The sequence below is a fragment of the Lutibacter aestuarii genome, assembly GCF_042676885.1.
GTDB lineage: Bacteria > Bacteroidota > Bacteroidia > Flavobacteriales > Flavobacteriaceae > Lutibacter > Lutibacter aestuarii.
The window spans coordinates 1-20383 of the sequence record NZ_JBHTIC010000006.1 but is presented as its reverse complement, the minus strand read 5'-3'; the positions used below and the strand labels follow the sequence as shown (position 1 = coordinate 20383).

Sequence of the window (20383 nt, the reverse complement as noted above, 5' to 3'; positions counted from 1 at the left end):
AATACTTTTGACCATTATTTTTTGACAAAGATACAATACAATGTTTACATGTAATTTTGTATTTTGTGGATTTTAAAAAATCTTTATGTTTTCATATTTCAAATCAAAAGGAAAAAATAACAAAGCTTATACCATTGCTTTTTACAATCTTGAAAATTTATTCGATACCAAAAACGACCCGAATACTTTAGATGATGATTTTACACCTAAAGGGAAAAAGAATTGGAATTATAAACGTTATAAAAGAAAAGTAAAAAAAATAGCTAATGTAATAGCTCAGCTTGGTGCTGAAAAATCGTATCATTCTCCTGTCATTATAGGGTTAGTAGAGATGGAAAATAGGGAAGTTTTAATTGATTTGACACAAACAAATCAACTAAAAAAGCACAATTATGGAATTGTGCATTATGATTCTCCAGATGAAAGAGGTATTGATGTTGCAATGTTGTATAAAAAAGAATTGTTTGAACTGTTACATTCTGAAACTTTTCCGCTGATAATAACTAATGAAAATGGGGAAAGAGATTATACCCGAGATATTTTATTGGTCAAAGGGAAATTGAATGGAGAATTGATTTATGTTATTGTAAATCATTGGCCTTCTAGAAGAAGTGGTGAAGATGAATCTGAAGAGAAAAGAATTAAAGCAGCTCAATTAGTTGGTCATATAGTTGATAAAATAAATGAAGAAATACCTGATCCTAAAATTATTATTATGGGTGATTTTAATGACGATCCAATAAATAAGAGTATAAAAGAATACCTAGTCAATCATAGATTTTATAATCCAATGGAACGTTTGATTTGTACTGGTAATGGAACATTGAATCATAAGCATCAGTGGCATTTATTCGATCAAATTATTTTTTCGAAAAACTTTTTAAATGTTGAAGAGGGAAGACATTCTTTTAAATATGCTGAAGTTTTTGATAAACATTTTTTGAGAGAATGGAAAGGAAAATTTAAAGGAAACCCCTTTAGAACTTATGTTGGTAAATGGTATTTAGGTGGTTTAAGTGATCATTTTCCTGTATATGTTTATTTGAAAAAAAATTGATAGACGCATAAAAAAACTCAAACTTAACAGCTTGAGTTTTTTTAAAAATAGGTTTTATTTTTCATGATGCTTTTAATTTTAAAGGCATTGTATATATTTTATCTTTTTCACCAGGAGTGTCAAATTTTTTATAGTTTAAGTTTTTTCTAATATAAGCTACAATGTCTTTGTTTTCACACCCAGGGCATAAAACTACAATTTCCCCTTCTGAACTGAATGTAAATTTTAAAGTTACGGTAATATCTTTTTCAATTACAAAATCAGGTGTTTGTAATAACTTTACAATTTGGTTTCTTAATTCTTTGTTTAAGTTTTCAGGATTTTCAGTGTTTGCTGCAAATAAACCAGCTGTACTAATTACTATGGCTAAAGCCAATAATTTAAATTTTTTCATAATAGATAGGTTTTAGTTTAACTTTGTTTTACTCAAATTTAAATTGAAATTGGATTTAATGGACTTTCTTTAACCTAATTAACACGTATTTAACGGTGTTTAAATAGTTAATTATTAGGAGTGTTTGAGCTTAGGTTGTTGATTTATGAGAAAAGATTTATAATGTTTTTAGTAAATGAAATCTGTTTTTTAACTTAAATTATGTTAAAATGTAAAAATAAAAAAGCTCAAACCAAATGATTTGAGCTTTTGAGTTAGTTAAATTGTGAGTATTATTTTTTTATCACATTAATAGGCATTACATATTGTTTATTAACTTTTCCAGGTTTTTCAATTTTTTTACCATTAATATTTTCTCTAATAAATGATAAAACTTCTTTATCAATTGATTCAACTTTTAAAACTACAATCTCACCTTCTGTATTGAAAGTAAATGTAATGTTAATATATGTATCGGCAGAGATTTTTGTACTTGAATCTTCTAGTAATTCGATAATTTGTTTTCTTATTTCATCTTTAGAGGTGTTTGGGTTTTCAATGTTATTTGCAACTAAACTTGTTGCTCCCATTACTAAGGCAATAGCCAATAATTTAAATTTATTCATAATTATTAAAATCAAATTTATAGTAGTTATTTACTATTCAAATTTACCAAATAAATGTATTGAAAATCAATGTTTTAAAAAATTACCACAACAATAAGGAAATTTTATAATATTATTAATATACTACATATAAAGTTAAAAAATTATTATATGTGTAAAATAAAAGTTAAAATAGGTATTTTTATTGCATTATCTTAAATTTGGAGTATAGTCATTTGGAGCATTTTTCGGCGAATTTGGATATGAAATTAAGTCATTTGCTGCATTGGAAAAAATGGTCCATTCACTAATGGTAAAGATTGGGTTAGGTTCATTTATTTCCAAATTTCGAATAGCTCTACCATCTAAATATTCCCAGTTTGTAGCATTTCCATCTTCACCAATAATTCCAAAAATATCCATTGTATTTCCTAAGTTATCAACTAGTTCGTAAACATCGTCTCCATTTCCTGAAATATAGCTACTTTCTATATTTGGTATGTCAGAAAATATTGTAGCATAACCAGTATTTGCTATAATGGCAAAATCTCCTGGCAAAATTGTAATACCCGTTAAATCTATAGCACCACTTGAAACGGTAGTTGATCCATTAATGTATTTATTTAATTTCCAGCCAGATAAGTTAATTTCAGTTTTACCAGCATTATAAAGCTCTATAAAACGAGCTGAAACTTCGTTTTTAGGGTCAGCTACTTCAGTTATCATAATTTTAGGAATAATAACTGGACAAGTTTCAAAATTTTCTAAAAACTCAACATCTGTTGTATTTCTTATTTGTAAACTTGTGTTTAAAATTCCAATGATACTTCCGTTTCCTTTTGGAAATTGTTCGTTAGCAAACGTTGCGTTTCCATTGGTGAAAACTAATAGTTTCTCTAATTCACTACAAGTTTCTAAAGTTCTAAAAGCATCATTTTCACCAGTAAAATAGGTATATGCTTTTCCAAGTTCGTTTTCAATTAGTTGGACATTGTTAACTTTTACCAAAGTACTATTATAGGTTGGGTTATTTATTTCTGAAATTGTAATTTCTGTAGGAACTAACGTTTTGTTTACACCACTATTGAAAATGAATTGATGAATGTCTTCAGCTGTAATTTTAGTTATTTTATTACCTTTAGGATAGCCAATTGTTAAAACGCCATCAAGGTTATTCATATACAATTTATCTAATTTTATATATATTTTATCTCCAACATTAAAGTTATCAAATATGGCTTCTTGGTCTAATAATAGTTGAATTCCTGTTGTTGGATTTTCAATAGCATCTTGTATGTATAAGCTATTTTCAAAGTTGCCATTTTCATCACTTGAAATTACATAAGCTTCAACAATATAATTATTTTCAGTGCCAAATTCAACCATAGTATTGGTATACATTTGTTTAATTTCAGAGAGTGTAATGGTTGGATTAAAAGCAGTGGAATAATCACAGCGTTCGTTGGTAAGTTGAAGGTCGTCAGTATTTCTTAAATAAAATTGAAAATCATCATAATAATTGCTGAAAATTCCGATGAGAGACCCTTTTCCATTTGGCAACAATTCATTTTTAAAATTGGCGTAGCCACTATTTCTTAAAGTAATTTGTCCATTAAATTGACAGTTGCTATCAAAACCTTCGAGTATTCTATTTACGGTTGAGGTATTATCAATATTTCCAAATGATTTGCCTAAATCAGAAGGTTTAAATTGAACATTTTCAATTTCAATTAACATTTCTAATAGTTCTTTATTTAAGTCAGAAATAGCAACTTTTTTAGGTGTTATTTCAGCAGTTTCACAAGATCGTATGATGTGCTTTGAAACTTCTAATGCAGGAATGCTTCCTAGTTCGGTAGCTTTAGCTTTTCCAATTTGAATGCTTCCATAACTATACCCAATCGCCAAACCTTTTAATTGAACATATACTTTTCTTCCAACATCAAATTTTGTATAAATATCAGTTTGATCGATGGCTATTTTTATAGCAGAAGTTGGGTTTTTGGGCTTGTCTTGAATAGATAAACTTTTATAAATATTACCAGACTTATCACTTGAAACTACATAACCTTCTATAACAACATCTGTATTGATTAAGGTTGCCCCTCCAAATGTATACATCTCTTTTACTTGAGCGATGGTATTGGTAACAGTGATAAGAGGTTCTGTACATTCAACATTAGGAGTTGAAAAATCACTATCTTTTACACATGCTCCAAAAAAATATTGAATTAAAAGAATAATTATAAGGTGATTTAATTTTTTATAACTTTTCATGGCAACGAGTTTTAAAATCTTATATATAGGTTTAAGTAGTAGCTTGTTTGGTTTCCATACCAATACTTTGGTCCAAAAATGGGTTTGTTTAGTTGTTTGTCTTGTTTAAGTTCAAGGTAATTTGCATTTCTAGATTGTTCAAAACCACCCGATTTAAATATGTCACCTAAAACGTTGTTAATGCTAGCAAAAAAACCAAAGTAGTAATTATTAATTCTCCAAGATTTTCCTCCAACGATGTTTACTAAAAAAGCATCTTCAAACTTTTCTTGTTTTAGTAATGAATTTACTTGTTGTTGTGTAACTTCTAATCCTGTTTCTGGATCTAAAAAAGGAATTCCATCAGCATCTAAATAAAAATTATCGGTTCTTAATAATGGAGAGATATCTAAATAATTATTGCTTAATAAATTTGAGTTTATTTGAAGCCACCAATATTTTGGATCTCTATATTCAAAACCTAAAGAGTAAGCTGTTTGAGGAGTTCCTGAAATTCGATAATTTTTTAAAAACGATTTTCCAAAATTGCTATTTTCATTAGTAAAGCTTTCAGATTCTAGATATAATTGGGGGTTATTGTTATATATAAACTGACCTACCGAGCCTGCGGCTATAATTTTAAGAGTTGGTAAAACTTGATATTCAGCACTAAACTCAATTCCTAAATTTTGTTTATCTACTCCCGTAATAATTTCATTTACAAAGTCAGCTTGATCTCCAAGTAAACCCTCAGCAAAAAAGAACGAAGTTTCAATAGCATCGTTAAATTTAGTATAGAAGGCGGTAACTCTTGATTGTAATTTGATGCCTCTAAAAATATAATTTACATCTCCAGTGGTAATTTTTTCACTTGTTAAATTAGGGGAAATGTTATTGTTTACTCTTGAATTTGAAAAGGTGTTTCTAATACTAGGAGCTTTAGTAATATATGCAGCATTCAAAGTAGCTAAATGCCTACCAGTAAACTTATAAGTAAACCTTCCTTTTGCACTAAAATTTGAAAATGATTGTTTTTCGCTTTTCCCAAATGAAGAGTTAGCATAAGTTCCATTTTTGTAATGTCCATTACGTAGATAATTGGTGTTTTTAAAGTTGAATCCAACAAAATAATCCAGTTTGTTTTGTGTAGATTGAAATTGAACAAAAGTATTGGTAACTTTTGCTTTGATGGTATAATTATATTGAAATTTATCTCCTTCTTTAATTAGTCTATTAGGATTGTTTAAATCATTTTGTTGCGCATTACCTTCAGCGTATTGATCTAAATCAACAAAGACATTGCCACCTAGTAAATCAAGCATCTTTGCATAGTTGTTCGATGTCAAGTTTTGAAAGGAAACGCCAGCATTAAAGATTATATTTTCTTTAATATTGGTACTTATTGTAGTATTAAAAGTGAGCTGAGAATCATCAACTCTATCTTCGTATAAATAATATAATGAACTTTCATTGTTTAAGTTTATCTCATATAAATCATTCCAGTTTAGTTGTCCATTAGTAATAAATTCTTGTTCAGTTAAATATGCATTTTCATAATCTTCAAATCTTAAAGAACTACTTGGCAAATATTTCCAATATGCTGGGTCTGGGTTTGGAGCATTGAAATAAGCAAGCCTACTGTTTCCAATATGACCAAATTGATAGGCAATTGTTGTTGCTAACTCTGTATTATTTTTTTGATAAAAATGACTTAACATGCTTACAGGTTCTACAATTTCTTTAACTCTTGAATTTCTATTATCACCCTCTTGTTTTCCCCAATAAGAATTATATGTAAGACCTTTTAAATTGTAAACTTCTTGTGTGTTTGGTGATGATTTACCTCTTCTGTTAGGAGACGCAAAAGCAGTAAAGTTTAAACTATGGTTGTTATCCAACTTTTTTTCTACAGCCAAAAATGCAGACCAAGCATTGTAAGTAGTTCCTTCAAAATAACCTTCTTGCGCATACCTTCTTGAACCAGCAGCTACAAAAGCCCAATTATTTTTTGTTAGCCCTGAGGCATAAGTAGCCATAACACGTCCAATATAGCTTTTATTGGTAGATGAGAATGATATTTTTGAAACAGGTTGATAATCAGATGCTCTAGTATTAAAATTTGTAGAGCCTAAAATATTACCAAATGAATAATTAGAAGCCGCAATACCGTTTGAAAATTCTTGATTTCTAAAAGCATCGTTTAATCCTCCCCAATTGCTCCATTGTGGTCTTCCATCAAATAGTTTATTCATTTCAATTCCATTTATTGAAATTATTCCATAGCTACTGTCGTAACCTCTTACTTTAAACCAAGCTTGACTAAAATTAAATGCTGCAGCTTTTAAAAAAGCATCTTTGGAAGATTGAAATAACCCTGCAGTATATTCAGAACTTCGCTCTCCATCATCTAATAAATCATCATTTGTTAAAGTAATTGCGTTTGTTTCTTGAATTTGAGTGAATGATTTTTGTAAAAAAATAGTTCCAAGGTTTAATTCATAATTATTGGATATTTTGATAGGAATTAATTGAGAGTCGAATTGATTGAGTGAAATATTTAGTTGATAATTTCCTAGAAGAATATTTTCAATTTTAAATTCACCATCACCGTTAGTTGTTGTAGAGAACAAAGTTTTTTCAATGGAAATAGATACATTACTCAAAGGTTTCTTTGAAAAATAATCAAGAACAATTCCTTTTAAAGAAGAGGTGTTTTGCGAACGAATATTAGAGATACCAAGAAGACACAAAAAACCTAAAATATATAGCTTTTTCATTTTCAATTTTTTCTAAATCTATAAAAAATATTGATAATTTAAAATTATTTTTAAAGTTAAGTTTCTCATAATCTATAAAATAGCTGAAAACGGTTAGTAGAATTTTCAAACTGAATAGTAGTAATTAAGTATTTGTTTGTAGATTTGATTTTATAAAAAAATGATATGTTGAGAACTTTACTTTTACTTCTATTACTAATTTCTACTACAGTTTTTAGTCAAAAAAAATATCAAATTAAAACAGTTGCTTTTTATAATCTTGAAAACTTGTTTGATACCATTAATGATCCAAATAAAAATGATGAAGCAAGTCCAATTATGGAAATTAAAGAGAATAGAAGTGAGATTTATAGGAAGAAATTAAATAATATGGCAAATGTTATTGCTGAACTAGGCGTTAAAGAAGCCAAAAATAGTCCTGTAATTTTGGGAGTAGCAGAAATTGAAAACCGTAAAGTTTTAGAAGATTTAATAAATACAGAGCCATTAAAGGATAAAAATTACGGGATTATTCATTATGATTCTCCAGATTTGAGAGGGATTGATGTAGCCTTATTGTACCAATCTAATTTTTTTAGACCTACTCATCATGAGGTGTTTGAATTGCGTTTGTGGGATGAAAATAGTGTTAGAATTTACACTAGAGATCAATTATTAGTATCGGGTTATTTAGATGATGAATTGATTCATATTATTGTAAATCATTGGCCTTCAAGAAGAGGTGGTGAAGAAAAAAGTAGCATTAAAAGAGAAAAAGCTGCGTATTTAAACACTCAAATAATTGAAAAAATTAAACTTACCGATCCAAATCCTAAAGTTATTATTATGGGCGATTTGAATGATGATCCAAACAATGCGAGCCTAAAAAAAGTACTTAAAACTAAGTCAAAGAAAAAAGAGGTAAAGCAAGGAGATATATACAACCCGATGGAAGACATGTTTAGAAGAGGTCAAAACACACTAGTTTATAGAGATCAAATAAATTTATTTGATCAAATTATGTTTACGTCTCCACTTTTAACAACTAAAAAAGATTATTCTAGTTATAAAATGTATAAAACGGCAGTTTTTAGACCTCAATATTTAACTACTCAAAAAGGGAAATACAAAGGTTATCCATACAGAAGTTGGAGTTATAGTTCTTTTACAGGAGGTTATAGCGATCACTACCCTGTGTATATGTATTTGATAAAAGAAGATTAATTTTCTTCTTTTTTTAAGTCTTTCAATAATAATTGAAGCGAAGTATAACCATTCCAGTGGTTTTCTTCAATACAATATGTGGCTTTAAAAGAATTTCCTTGTTGTATTAAAGCGTGTTTTTTGCCCATATTAAAGCCAATAGCATTATAGGTGGTTTGGTTGGTACCTTCAAAAATACTTAATTTCAAATGGTTTTCATCAATTCCAACTTTTTTGCCATAACCATTGTCTCTTAAGCCTGAAGACATAAAAACGGGTTTCATGTTTTGAGGTCCAAAAGGCGCTAATTGATTTATTATTCTGTAAAATTTTGGAGTTATTTCAGATAGGTTTATTTCTGCATCAATCTTAATTTCGGGAGTTCTTAATTCTTCTGGCAAACTGTTTTTTACAACCTCTTCAAATTTATTTTTAAAATTTTGATAATTTTCTTCTTTTAAAGTTAATCCTGCAGCATATTTATGGCCTCCAAATTGCTCAATAAGCTCTGAACATTTTACCAATGCTTCATAAATGTCAAATCCTTTTATTGAACGTGCAGAAGCGGCTAATTTATTTCCACTTTTGGTAAAAACTAAGGTTGGTTTATAATAGGTTTCAATTAACCGAGAAGCAACAATACCAATAACACCTTTGTGCCAGCTTTTTTGATACACTACAGTTGAATAATTTTCATGTTCCTTATTTTCTAAAATTTGTTGCAAAGCTTCTGCAGTAATATTTTTGTCTAAATCTTTACGATCATTATTATTGTTTTCAATTTCTGAAGCAAGTTTTATAGCAGTATCAAAATCTACTTCAGTTAATAATTCAACAGCATAATTACCGTGTTTAATTCGTCCAGCAGCATTAATTCTAGGGGCAAGTATAAAAACAACATCAGTTATTGTCAATCTATCCTTTTTTATTTGATGAATCATTGCTTTGATTCCAATTCTAGGATTTTCATTAATAACTTGCAACCCAAAATAAGCTAAAATTCTATTTTCACCAGTTATTGGAACTATATCAGCGGCAATAGCTGTAGCGACTAAATCTAAGTATTCAACTAAATCATTAATGGTTTCATTTCTATTGGTTGCTAATGCTTGTACGAGTTTAAAACCTACTCCACAACCACAAAGTTCTTTATAAGGATATTCACAATCTATTTGTTTGGGATTTAAAATAGCAACGGCCTCTGGAATTTTGTCTCCTGGTCTGTGGTGGTCGCAAATGATAAAATCAATGCCTTTTTTATTAGCGTAAGCTACTTTATCAATGGCTTTTATGCCACAATCTAAAGCGATAATTAGTGAGAAATTATTATCCTCAGCAAAATCAATTCCTTTATAAGAAACACCATATCCTTCATCATATCTGTCTGGAATGTAGGTTGCAATATTAGGGTGAATTTTTTTTAAGTAGGATGCCATTAATGAAACGGCAGTAGTTCCATCAACATCATAATCTCCATAAACTAAAATGTTTTCATTGTTATTTATGGCTTGTTCAATTCGGTACACTGCTTTATCCATATCTTTCATTAAATATGGATTGTGTAGGTTGATTAAATTAGGTCTAAAAAAATTTTTAGCATCGTCAAATGTTTCAATATCACGTTGAACTAATAATTTAGCAAGTGTATATTCAATACCTAATTCTTTGGCTAATTTTGAGGTAATTTCAGGATTTGTTTCTGGTTTTAATTTCCAACGCATAGCATAGTTTTTACTCAAAAGTAAGTAAATTAGAAATAACGAATAAATTTAATAGAATTGGATTTTTAAAATCCTAAAATCATTTTTGCAATTAAAAAGTAAATTAAAATTCCAAAAATATCATTACTAGTTGTAATAAAAGGTCCTGTTGCCAAAGCGGGGTCAATATTTCTTTTATCTAAAATAATAGGAACAAAGGTGCCAATTAAAGAAGCGATGATAATCACTGAAATTAACGAAATAGCAACGGTTAAACCAACTTTAAAATCAAATCCTAAAAAATACATTCCAGCCGACATTAAAAGAATTGCTAACACAAAACCATTAAATAAGCTAAGTAAAACTTCTTTTAAAAGTCTTTTCCATAATGAACCTCTTAAACTGTCATTGGCCAAACCTTGAACAATGATTGCAGAAGATTGTACACCAACATTTCCAGCCATAGCAGCAATTAAAGGGGTAAAGAAAAATAATTCTGGGAAATTACCCATTGCGTCGTCAAACCCCCCTAAGACAGACACACTAATAAAGCCTCCAAATAATGCTAAAACTAGCCAAGGTAAACGTGCTTTTGTTAATTCCCAAATAGTATCATCGGCTTCAACATCTTGAGAGATACCTGCAGCCATTTGGTAATCTTTTTCAGCTTCTTCTTTTATTACATCAACAATATCATCGATGGTAATTCTACCAACTAAACGACCAATTTCATCAACAACTGGAATGGCTTCCAAATCATATTTCTGCATAATTCTGGCAACCTCTTCGCCTTTGTCATTTACATTTACAGAATCTACTTTTTTAATAAAAACATCTTTTATGGCAGTTTTAGTTGAAGTGGTGAGTAAATCTTTTAAAGACAGTCTTCCTTTTAGTTTGTCATGTTCATCAACTACATAAATTGAATGAACTCTAGTAACTTCTTCAGCTTGTGCTCTCATTTCTTTTACACAAGTTAATACATTCCAGTTTTCATTAACTTTCACTAGTTCTTTTGCCATTAACCCACCGGCAGTATTTTCATCGTATTTTAGAAGTTCAACAATTTCTTTGGCATGTTCTAAATCTTCGATATGTGAAATTACTTCTTCCTTTTGATCTTCTGGAAGTTCGGCAATAATATCGGCTGCATCGTCGGTGTCTAATTCATCAATTTCTTCAGCAATTTCTTTGGATGATAGTCCTTTTAAAACCTTTTCACGAGTGTCTTCATCTAATTCTGTAATTACATCGGAGGTAATATCACTATCTAATAATTTAATTAAATATATTGCTTCTTCAATATATAATTCTTCAATTATTTCTGCAACATCGGCATAATGGACTTCTTCTAACAAGGTATGAAGTCCATCGTTGTTATTGTTAGCAATTAATTGTTGAATATCTTCTATATATTGTTGTGTAATTTCAAATGGCATCTTTTTCTATTTTAGAAGTAAGATTAATGAACTCGTTTACCGATAATTGTTCTGGGCGTTTAGCAAAGATACTATCTTCTCTTAAACTATCCGATAAATTCAATGTTTTTAAACTATTGCGAAGTGTTTTTCTTCTTTGTTGAAAAGCAGTTTTTACCACTTTAAAGAAAAGTTTTTCATCAACAGGCAAGGTAAAGTCTTTTTTTCTAATGAATCTGATAACTCCTGAATCAACTTTTGGAGGAGGATTAAAAACGGTCGGGGGTACTGTGAATAAATATTCAACATCATAAAAAGCTTGTGTTAAAACCGATAGTATTCCGTAGGTTTTACTCCCTTCTTTTTCTGCAATACGTTGTGCTACTTCTTTTTGAAACATTCCTGAAAATTCAGGTATTTGATGTCTGTTTTCAAGCGTTTTAAAAACGATTTGAGTTGAAATATTATATGGAAAATTTCCAATAATTGCTAGCTGTTCATCCCCAAAAAAATCTTCTAAATTAATTTTTAGAAAGTCTTTGGAGATAATTCTATCAGTTAAATTTAAGTAGTGAGTTTGTAAATATTCAACAGATTCTGTGTCAATTTCTACAACATAAGTGGTAAGTGGTTTTTTAAGCAAATATTTAGTTAAAACACCCATTCCAGGTCCAATTTCTAAAATTTTTTGATAACCATTTTCTGTTAAACTGTTTGCTATTTGTTGTGCAATTAGTTCATCTTTTAAAAAGTGTTGACCTAGGTGTTTTTTTGCTTTTACACTCATACTTTAATTTTTTGAACTCATACTAAATTGTTCTGTAATCACTTTTAATTCGGTTCTAAAAGCTACTATTTGATCTTTAAAAAGTTGCATAGCTTCATTTCTTAATTTAGGTGCTTCGTTTTTATAATATTGTTCTAAAGTTTCTAAGCTATCTGTTGTATATTGAACCGAATAAGTGATTCCTCCCATTTCTTCGGTAATTAAAACCTGACTCATTTTAGCACTAATAAATTTACCAGTGGCAAGCATGGCAGGGAGGTGTTTTTCTTTCATCCAATGTAGCCATTCGTCATGAATGGATTCAGCTACATTTGTGGTTACGTTATAGATGTACATTTTTTATGAATGATTTTGTTCTTAATTAATAGAGTCTCCTCTTAATTTACGATATTTTTTTCTTGCATTTACTAAGTAAATACTTGAAGGATATTCAAATATAATTTTTTGATAATATTCTTTTGCTTTTTCGATGTTGTTTAATTTATTTAAATATAATTCTGCTAAAAAATAATGAGCATCATCAGCCAAAATATCTTTATTGTTTAATAATATTATTTGCAAATAATTATGTTCAGCTTTTTTTAAATTATTAGTTTTTTCAAATAGTTGTGCTTGTTTAAACAAAGCTTCATCTTCAATAGGATGCCCTTTAAAGTTTTTTAACACCAAATTAAGGGTGTCTATTGCCTGCTTGTTTTTATTTTGAAAAGAAAGCAAGTCTGCAATAGCATATTTTTTAAGTGCTATTTTTAAACTGTCTTTTACGGCATTATCAGCAATTAATAAATTTAAATCTAAAGCGTCATTTGCAATTAATTGTGAGGTTGATTTTTTTAAGACTTTTAATTGTGTTTGTGCCCATTCAAAATCTCCTTTAAAATAGGAAGTTTGTGCAATTTTAAAACGTGCTGTTTGTCCAATAGTATGGTTTTTTAAATCGTTTTGAACTTGAGTATAATAAATTAATGCTGTGCTAAATTTATTGTCATAAACTAAGATATCAGCTAATTTTGTTTTTAAAGTTCCTTTTTGAAATTGATTAATAGGTAATTTGAGAGCATCTTTTAAAACGGTTATGGCTTTTTTAGTTTCTTTTTTTCTAAATGCTAAAAATTCTGCATAAGTAGCTTGTATGTTAATGGTATTGCTATTTTTCCCATAATCAGAAAAAAGTTCTTGAAATTGTGTTTCAATTTGATTTGTTGAAACGTTTGTTTTCATATTAATTTCTAATAAATACAATTTAGAAATTAGCTCATTTCTCAATTTATCTGAATTTTCTAAAACATAATGAAATGCATTTTTTGAAGCTTCAAAATCTTGATAATTAAAAGCAATTTTTCCTAATTCAATAATTGGATTTAAATCTACCAAATTTCTTTTATGTAATGCTTTTTCTTGAATTAATGCTTTATTGTATTCTTTTTGTTGAATAAATAACCAGCTTAGCAAATTATTCCAACTGTTTTGAGGATTGTTTTGCAAGCGCTTTATCAATAGTTTTTTTAAGGTAATATTGTGTTTGTTTTCAGAGTCATCTGTAATAAATTTGCCTATATAATTTTTAACACTTGATAAATAATTATTATTGGTTTCAATTAAATTTAAATAGGTGCTAAACATATTTTCAATTTCAGCTTTTTCGCCATAAATTGTAGCTATTTGAAAATTATAATTGGTACTTGGATTTATTTCCATTGTTTTTTTATACGCTAATAAAGCATAATCTAGCAAATGATTGTCTTGAAAAGTTTTTCCAATCATATAGCCTAATTTGGGCTCTTTTTCAATTGAACTTAATGCTTTTTCGTAATAAATGGTAGCTTTTTCTTGTAAATGTTGCAACTGAAAATTATAACCTAATTTTATCCATAAATAATCTTGGTTTGGAAAGTTTTTTAATTGAAATTTAATAAGCGTTTCAACTTCTTCGAAATTTTCTAACTGTTGATGACAATCTATTAAAAAATTAAAATAAGTACTATTGTAAGGATGCTTTTTATATAAATCCTTGTACATAACAACTGCTTTTTCGTAATTACCATTTCTAAAATATTGATATGCTAATTGTTGTTCTTGTGCATTTATTTGCAAAGAAAAACCTATTAATAATATGAAAATTAGTTTACGCATTTACAGTATTATATGCTTTCAAAGATAACCAAACAAGTGTTAAAGTTTTTATAAATACCAGTTATTTTGACCTACTTGGTGTAACATTTTGGCACGAAAATTGTCTTTAAAGAAAAATAACCATTAAACTTTATATCATGAATGATTTATTACAACACTACGAAATAGCAAAAAAGAATGCTAATAAGTATATGAGAAAAGGACAATTAAATGCTTATGTTGATGCTTTAATTGAAATGAATCATTACAAAAAATTAATGAAAGCAGTTATTGCTAATTAATTATTTCAAACCCACAGTACTTTACTAAAACCTCAGGAATTTTTATACCTTCTGGTGTTTGGCAGTTTTCTAATAAACCAGCCATTACTCGAGGTAAGGCTAAAGAGCTTCCGTTAAGTGTATGTGCTAACTCTGTTTTACCATCACTGTTTTTAAATCTAAGTTTTAGTCTATTTGCTTGAAAGGTTTCAAAGTTTGAAACGGAACTAATTTCTAACCAACGATCTTGTGCTGTTGAAAATACTTCAAAATCATAAGTCAGTGCAGAGGTAAATCCAATATCACCACCACACAAACGTAAAATTCTATAAGGTAAATTCAATTCACGTAAAATTTCTTTAACGTGGTTTACCATACTATCTAAAGCTTCATATGATTTTGTAGGATGTTCAACTCTAACAATTTCAACTTTATCAAATTGATGCAATCTATTTAAACCTCTAACATGCGCTCCGTATGAACCAGCTTCACGTCTAAAACAAGGCGTATAAGCAGTTTTTAAAATAGGAAACTCATCTTCTTTTAAAATAACATCTCTAAATATATTAGTTACTGGTACTTCAGCTGTTGGAATTAAATATAAATTATCTTGTGCGTCGTGGTACATTTGCCCTTCTTTATCGGGCAGTTGTCCTGTTCCAATTCCAGAAGCCTCATTTACCAAATGAGGAACTTGAACCTCATTGTAGCCTGCTTCTGAATTTTTGTCTAAAAAATAATTGATTAATGCACGTTGTAATTTTGCACCTTTTCCTTTGTAAACTGGAAATCCGGCACCTGTAATTTTATTTCCTAATTCAAAATCAATAATATCATATTTTTTGGCTAGCTCCCAATGTGGTAAAGCACCTTGGTATAAAACAGGAACTTTGCCTTCTTCAAAAACGGTTAAATTATCTTCTTCTGAAGAGCCAGCAGGAACAATTTCATTAGGTATGTTAGGTATTAGATATAGCAACTCCTGTAGTTCGTTTGCTTTATTTTGAAGATTTTCAGTAAGAATTTTTGACTGTTCTTTTAACTGAACTGTTTTTTGTTTTAAAATCTCAGCTTTTTGGCGTTCACCAGATTTAAATAACTGTCCAATATCTTTCGATATTTTATTCGATTCAGCTAAAATACTATCCAATTGTGTTTGAATGGATCTTCTTTCTTCATCTGCTGTAATAGTTTTTTCAACTAATTCATCAGCATTTTTTAAATTTCTTTTTGCTAAACCTTTTAAAACAGTTTCCTTATTTTCTCTAATGTACGCTACTTGTAACATAGTTATTGCTCTTTAAATTGAAACGCAAATTTAAGAAATTGCTACGAAAGGAAGTGAAATACTTTTGCTTCATTTTAAAGAAATAAGCTCATTTATTTTTGAATTTACTCAAAGAGCTATTAATATGTTGAATTTATAAATGATTTTGTATAAACTTAATGGAGTTTTCCTTATCCTTTTTTAGTTGATTTTTTAGGTCTTCAATAGATTCAAATTTTTGTTCTTCTCGTAAAAACTTTAATACATCTACTTGAATGGTTTCATTATATAGGTTTTGATTAAAATCAAAAAAATGGATTTCAATGGTTTGGTTTTTTCCACGAACAGTTGGTCTAAAACCTATGTTCATCATACCAAAAATCTGTTTGTTTTTAATTTCAGACGTAACAATATAAGCCCCAGTTTTTGGAAGTAGTTTATACATTTCATTGACATGTAAATTAGCTGTAGGAAACCCTATTTTTTCTCCTAAATTTTTTCCTTTTACAATGTTTCCAGAAATCATAAAAGGATAGCCTAAATTTTGATTGGCTTCAATTATTTGACCCCGCTCTATTGCTTTTCTAATTTTTGTTGAACTGATGGCGATATTACTAATATCTTGTCTCGGAATTGCTTTTACATCAAAATTATAAATTTTTCCGTACTCAACTAATTGCTTAAAATTACCTTCTCTATTATTTCCAAAATGATGGTCGTAACCAATAACCAATTTACCTATGTTTAACTTGTTTACCAATACATTTTTAACAAAGTCTAAGGCAGATTGTTTTGCAAATTTTTCATTAAATTCGTGAATAACTAAAATATCTAAACCTAATTTTTCTAAAAGTTGTATTCGTTCTTCAATAGTGTTAATTAATTTAATGTTTGTTTCTTTTTGAAGCACCATTCTAGGATGTGGAAAAAATGTTAGTAGCACTGAGGTTGCTCCATTTTTTTTAGCACTATTAATCAAGTCCTTTATAACCTTTTTGTGACCAATATGGACTCCATCAAAAGTTCCAATGGTAACAAAAGTTTTATTTTTTGATGTATAGTTATGTAAATTGGTATAAATTTTCAAAATTGAAAAACGATATTACTTTAATAAGGGTGTAAAAATACTTTATTTAATTAAATTTTATACAGATAATAATTTTATATTGTCATTAAAATTGCATTCATAATATTATAATTTATATTTGTGTTTTTTAGGTAATTTTAAAATTAATAAGCCTTATATATGAAACAATTTAGGAATAAATTTTACTTTCTACTTGTTTTTTTGTTTTCATTAGTTATTCAAGTTTCAGCACAAAACGGTAAAAAGCTATGGAAAAAGACAGTTAAACTTGAAAGAAATGGAGCAGCTAAGGTGAAAAGAAAAACTTTGCCTAAAAAGTTTGAAGTTTTTGAGTTAAATTCTGAAATGCTCAAAACTAAATTGAGGAGTACTCCAAAACGTAAAGGAGTGTTGAAAAAATCAAATACAATTATAGATTTTCCAAATTCAGACGGAGAATTAGAAAGATATGAGGTGTTTGAAGCTTCAATTATGGATGAAAATCTTCAAAAAAAGCACCCAAGCATAAAGTCGTATATCGGAAAAGGAATTGACAATCCAGGTTCAATCATAAGGCTAAGTCTAACTTCATTAGGGTTTCATGGAATGATTTTAGAAAAAAATGGCAATGCGAATTTTATAGATCCATATACAAAAGAGGATGATTCTTATATTGTTTATTCTAAAAAGAATTTACCTTCCATAGAACCTTTTCAATGTAAATTTGATGAAATTAATCCTAAAGCGGAAGTTTCAAATATAAATCTAGTTCCTGAAAACGCTAATGATGGTAATTTAAGAACATTTAGATTGGCTGTAGCCACTACTGGTGAGTATTCCCAATTTCATTTAACAAATCAAAATGTAAGTACTGGAGCAACTGATGAAGAAAAAAAAGCAGTTGTATTATCAGCTATTGTTGTTACAATGACTCGAGTTAATGCTATTTTTGAAAGAGATGTAGCTTTAACTATGAAACTTGTTGATAATAATTCATCTATAATTTTTTTAGATGCGGTAACAGATGGTTTTACAAATGATGATGGGGATTTATTAATAAATGAAAGTCAATCTATTATTGATGCAAATATAGGTTTTCAAAATTATGATATTGGGCATACATTTAGTACCGGAGGAGGTGGTTTAGCACAGGTGAATTCACCTTGTACAACAAACAAGGCAAGAGGAATTACTGGTTCAAACAATCCGATAGGTGATGCTTATGATATAGATTATGTTGCTCATGAAATGGGGCACCAATTTGGAGCTCACCATACCTTCAATGGAGATGCTGGTAATTGTGCACCACCAAACAGGAATGATGGTACTGCTGTTGAACCAGGTAGTGGGTCAACAATAATGGCTTATGCGGGTATTTGTTCGCCTCAAAATGTACAACAAAACAGTGATGATTATTTTCATTTAGTGAGTATTAGAGAAATGTGGGCAAATATAAGTGTTGGAAATAGTGCTTGTGCTGAACTAACAGCAACAAATAATTCGTCACCAATAATAGAACCCTTATCTAATTATGCAATTCCAGTTTCTACACCTTTTGTATTAGATGTTCAAGCTTCTGATTCTGATGGAGATAACTTAACATATACTTGGGAACAATTAGATACGGAAATTAATGGATATCCTTTAGTTTCAACTTTTACAAATGGTCCAGTTTTTAGATCTACCCCACCTACTTCAGAATCAATGAGGTATTTTCCAAATCAGCTAACGGTGAATTCAGGCGATTTAGCTAATTTTTGGGAAGTATTGCCTTCAGTAGGAAGAACCATGCGTTTTGGTGTCAATGTTAGAGATAATTCAATTAATGGAGGGCAAACAGTCAGTGATGAAACGGTTTTAACTGTGGTTGAAGGTTCAGGACCATTTAAAGTAACATCTCAAATAGAAAGCTCAACTTGGGATGCAGGGACTTCTCAAACAATTACTTGGGATGTAGCAAATACAAATTTAGCTCCAATAAATTGTTCAAATGTAAATATTTTACTATCTGTTGATGGTGGAATGACTTATCCAACAATTCTTGCTTCCAATGTATCAAACAATGGGCTACATGAAATAATAGTTCCTAACATATCTTCAAATAAGGTAAGGGTCAAGGTTGAAAGTGTAGGAAATGTTTTTTATGCAATCAATAAAGCAAATTTAAGTATACAATCTTCAGAATTTATCATGAATTTTGAAAATTTTGAAAAAAGTACCTGTGTACCAACAAGTGTTACTTATAATTTTACATACAATACTTATTTAGGTTTTAATGAAACAACAACATTTTCGGCAACAGGAAATCCAGTGGGAACTGTAGTAGAGTTTAATCCTTCTTCTGCTACTGAGAATAATACCAGTGTAGAAATGATTGTATCAAATATTGATGAAACTCATTTAGGAGTTCATACAATTTCTGTAAAAGGAACATCAACATCTGTAAACAAAACTACAAGCGTAGCTTTAAATGTTTTTTCTTCAAATTTAGCTGAGCCAACTTTATTATTTCCAACCAACAATAACCAAAGTGTGTTAAAACCATATACTTTAAGTTGGAATGAAAATATAAATGCTGCTTCTTATATTGTTGAAATTGCAACAGACAATACATTTTCAACAATTTTAGAGTCTTCAATAGTGAGTGAAACCAATTTTTTCCCTCAAAATTTACAAACAAACTCTACTTATTTTTGGAGAGTTAAGGCTCAAAATGATTGCGGTGAAAGTGTTTTTTCTGAAGTTAATAGCTTCACAACAGAGAATGAAGTATGTAACACACGTACATCAACTGATGTGCCTAAAAGCATTCCAGATAACTCAGCTTTAGGTGTTAATTCAAGTATTGCAATTGTTGAAAACAAAGTGATAAGAGATGTGAATGTAAACTTAACGATTACACATTCTTATGTTGGAGATTTAACATTAACATTAATTAGTCCATCAGGAAAATCAGTGTTGTTATCTTCAAATATAGGAAATGATGGAAGTGGATATGTTAACACTACTTTTGATGATGAAGCAGTTTCTGAAATAAGTTTAGAAACACCGCCTTACACAGGTGAATTTATTCCACAAGGTAATTTATCAGATTTTTATAATGAAGAATCTAAAGGGCAATGGTTGTTAAAAGTCGTTGATGCTGGAGATGCAGATATTGGTCAAATTGAAAATTGGAGTCTTGAAATTTGTGGCGTTCCAATTCTTATAAATGACGATGATAATGATGGTGTGAGTAATGAGATTGATCAATGTCCAAATACACCTATAGGAACTTATGTTGATGAAGCAGGGTGTTTTGCATTACCCCCAGCCAATTTTACGATAGAAGTTATAGGAGAAACTTGCGCTGGTAAAGAAAATGGCAGCATTGAAATTGCTGTACAAGAAGCCTATAATTATTCTGTAACAGTAGATGGAACAATTTATAACTTTACCAATACTACCAATGCTTTTATTGAAGGATTGGCTCCTGATACCTATGAATTTTGTATTTCAGTAG

At 29.2% G+C, this 20383-nt stretch carries 15 protein-coding genes; 4 read left to right on the top strand and 11 right to left on the bottom strand.

Annotated elements, in window-relative coordinates:
* Window positions 1-85: 85 nt before the first annotated feature.
* Window positions 86-1057 carry an endonuclease/exonuclease/phosphatase family protein gene (locus ACFQZW_RS04755; protein WP_386781580.1) on the top strand — a complete coding sequence of 324 codons (972 nt, stop codon included), beginning with the start codon at window positions 86-88 and terminating at the stop codon, window positions 1055-1057.
* A 61-nt stretch (window positions 1058-1118) separates the two neighbouring features.
* Here ACFQZW_RS04755 and ACFQZW_RS04750 read toward each other — a convergent pair whose 3' ends face one another.
* From ACFQZW_RS04750 to ACFQZW_RS04735, 4 genes are all read right to left on the bottom strand, one after another.
* Window positions 1119-1451: a hypothetical protein gene (locus ACFQZW_RS04750; protein ID WP_298262947.1), complete on the bottom strand. Its 333-nt coding sequence runs from the start codon at window positions 1449-1451 to the stop codon at window positions 1119-1121.
* 272 nt (window positions 1452-1723) lie between these two features.
* On the bottom strand, window positions 1724-2056 hold the full coding sequence (locus ACFQZW_RS04745) for a hypothetical protein (protein ID WP_298262948.1): 333 nt from the start codon (window positions 2054-2056) through the stop codon (window positions 1724-1726).
* 189 nt (window positions 2057-2245) lie between these two features.
* Window positions 2246-4312: a DUF5689 domain-containing protein gene (locus ACFQZW_RS04740; RefSeq protein ID WP_386781579.1), complete on the bottom strand. Its 2067-nt coding sequence runs from the start codon at window positions 4310-4312 to the stop codon at window positions 2246-2248.
* Between the two features lie 11 nt (window positions 4313-4323).
* Entirely contained in the window at window positions 4324-7068 is a 2745-nt protein-coding gene (locus ACFQZW_RS04735) for a TonB-dependent receptor domain-containing protein (protein WP_386781578.1), read from the bottom strand.
* A gap of 165 nt (window positions 7069-7233) precedes the next feature.
* Between ACFQZW_RS04735 and ACFQZW_RS04730 the strand changes: the two genes are divergently transcribed.
* Window positions 7234-8271: an endonuclease/exonuclease/phosphatase family protein gene (locus tag ACFQZW_RS04730; protein WP_298287773.1), complete on the top strand. Its 1038-nt coding sequence runs from the start codon at window positions 7234-7236 to the stop codon at window positions 8269-8271.
* On the opposite strand, the gene recJ is transcribed toward ACFQZW_RS04730, so the two are convergent.
* The 5 genes from recJ to ACFQZW_RS04705 form a co-directional block, all read right to left on the bottom strand.
* The gene (gene recJ / locus ACFQZW_RS04725) at window positions 8268-9971 is read right to left on the bottom strand and encodes a single-stranded-DNA-specific exonuclease RecJ (RefSeq protein ID WP_386782036.1); all 1704 of its coding nucleotides are present in this window, start codon (window positions 9969-9971) and stop codon (window positions 8268-8270) included. The two genes, ACFQZW_RS04730 and recJ, sit on opposite strands and share 4 nt — an antisense overlap.
* A gap of 65 nt (window positions 9972-10036) precedes the next feature.
* Window positions 10037-11389 (bottom strand): magnesium transporter, encoded by a 1353-nt coding sequence (mgtE, locus tag ACFQZW_RS04720; RefSeq protein WP_298262952.1) that lies wholly within the window; start codon window positions 11387-11389, stop codon window positions 10037-10039.
* Complete coding sequence (gene rsmA / locus ACFQZW_RS04715) at window positions 11379-12155, bottom strand: 16S rRNA (adenine(1518)-N(6)/adenine(1519)-N(6))-dimethyltransferase RsmA (RefSeq protein ID WP_298262953.1); 777 nt, start codon at window positions 12153-12155, stop codon at window positions 11379-11381. The genes mgtE and rsmA overlap by 11 nt, the downstream gene beginning before the upstream one ends.
* A gap of 3 nt (window positions 12156-12158) precedes the next feature.
* Window positions 12159-12491, bottom strand: coding sequence for a DUF4286 family protein (locus ACFQZW_RS04710; RefSeq protein ID WP_298262954.1), 333 nt, complete (start codon window positions 12489-12491; stop codon window positions 12159-12161).
* A gap of 21 nt (window positions 12492-12512) precedes the next feature.
* Entirely contained in the window at window positions 12513-14288 is a 1776-nt protein-coding gene (locus ACFQZW_RS04705; protein WP_386781577.1) for a tetratricopeptide repeat protein, read from the bottom strand.
* 137 nt (window positions 14289-14425) lie between these two features.
* On the opposite strand from ACFQZW_RS04705, the gene ACFQZW_RS04700 reads away from it, so the two are divergent.
* The gene (locus ACFQZW_RS04700) at window positions 14426-14569 is read left to right on the top strand and encodes a hypothetical protein (RefSeq protein ID WP_298262956.1); all 144 of its coding nucleotides are present in this window, start codon (window positions 14426-14428) and stop codon (window positions 14567-14569) included.
* On the opposite strand, the gene serS is transcribed toward ACFQZW_RS04700, so the two are convergent.
* Both serS and ACFQZW_RS04690 read right to left on the bottom strand, forming a co-directional pair.
* Window positions 14562-15836, bottom strand: a complete 1275-nt coding sequence (serS, locus tag ACFQZW_RS04695) for a serine--tRNA ligase (protein ID WP_298262957.1) — start codon at window positions 15834-15836, stop codon at window positions 14562-14564. The genes ACFQZW_RS04700 and serS overlap by 8 nt on opposite strands.
* A gap of 133 nt (window positions 15837-15969) precedes the next feature.
* A complete protein-coding gene (locus ACFQZW_RS04690) occupies window positions 15970-16902 on the bottom strand; it encodes a bifunctional riboflavin kinase/FAD synthetase (protein ID WP_298287778.1) in 933 nt (310 codons plus the stop codon).
* A 159-nt stretch (window positions 16903-17061) separates the two neighbouring features.
* Here ACFQZW_RS04690 and ACFQZW_RS04685 point away from each other — a divergent pair.
* The coding region (locus ACFQZW_RS04685; protein WP_386781576.1) for a reprolysin-like metallopeptidase at window positions 17062-20383 on the top strand (3322 nt) is incomplete at its 3' end.

Coding starts and splice junctions, on each gene's coding strand:
- ACFQZW_RS04755 (WP_386781580.1), top strand. CDS start 86: ATGTTTTCATATTTCAAATCAAAAGGAAAAAATAACAAAGCTTATACC.
- ACFQZW_RS04750 (WP_298262947.1), bottom strand. CDS start 1,451: ATGAAAAAATTTAAATTATTGGCTTTAGCCATAGTAATTAGTACAGCT.
- ACFQZW_RS04745 (WP_298262948.1), bottom strand. CDS start 2,056: ATGAATAAATTTAAATTATTGGCTATTGCCTTAGTAATGGGAGCAACA.
- ACFQZW_RS04740 (WP_386781579.1), bottom strand. CDS start 4,312: ATGAAAAGTTATAAAAAATTAAATCACCTTATAATTATTCTTTTAATT.
- ACFQZW_RS04735 (WP_386781578.1), bottom strand. CDS start 7,068: ATGAAAAAGCTATATATTTTAGGTTTTTTGTGTCTTCTTGGTATCTCT.
- ACFQZW_RS04730 (WP_298287773.1), top strand. CDS start 7,234: ATGTTGAGAACTTTACTTTTACTTCTATTACTAATTTCTACTACAGTT.
- recJ (WP_386782036.1), bottom strand. CDS start 9,971: ATGCGTTGGAAATTAAAACCAGAAACAAATCCTGAAATTACCTCAAAA.
- mgtE (WP_298262952.1), bottom strand. CDS start 11,389: ATGCCATTTGAAATTACACAACAATATATAGAAGATATTCAACAATTA.
- rsmA (WP_298262953.1), bottom strand. CDS start 12,155: ATGAGTGTAAAAGCAAAAAAACACCTAGGTCAACACTTTTTAAAAGAT.
- ACFQZW_RS04710 (WP_298262954.1), bottom strand. CDS start 12,491: ATGTACATCTATAACGTAACCACAAATGTAGCTGAATCCATTCATGAC.
- ACFQZW_RS04705 (WP_386781577.1), bottom strand. CDS start 14,288: ATGCGTAAACTAATTTTCATATTATTAATAGGTTTTTCTTTGCAAATA.
- ACFQZW_RS04700 (WP_298262956.1), top strand. CDS start 14,426: ATGAATGATTTATTACAACACTACGAAATAGCAAAAAAGAATGCTAAT.
- serS (WP_298262957.1), bottom strand. CDS start 15,836: ATGTTACAAGTAGCGTACATTAGAGAAAATAAGGAAACTGTTTTAAAA.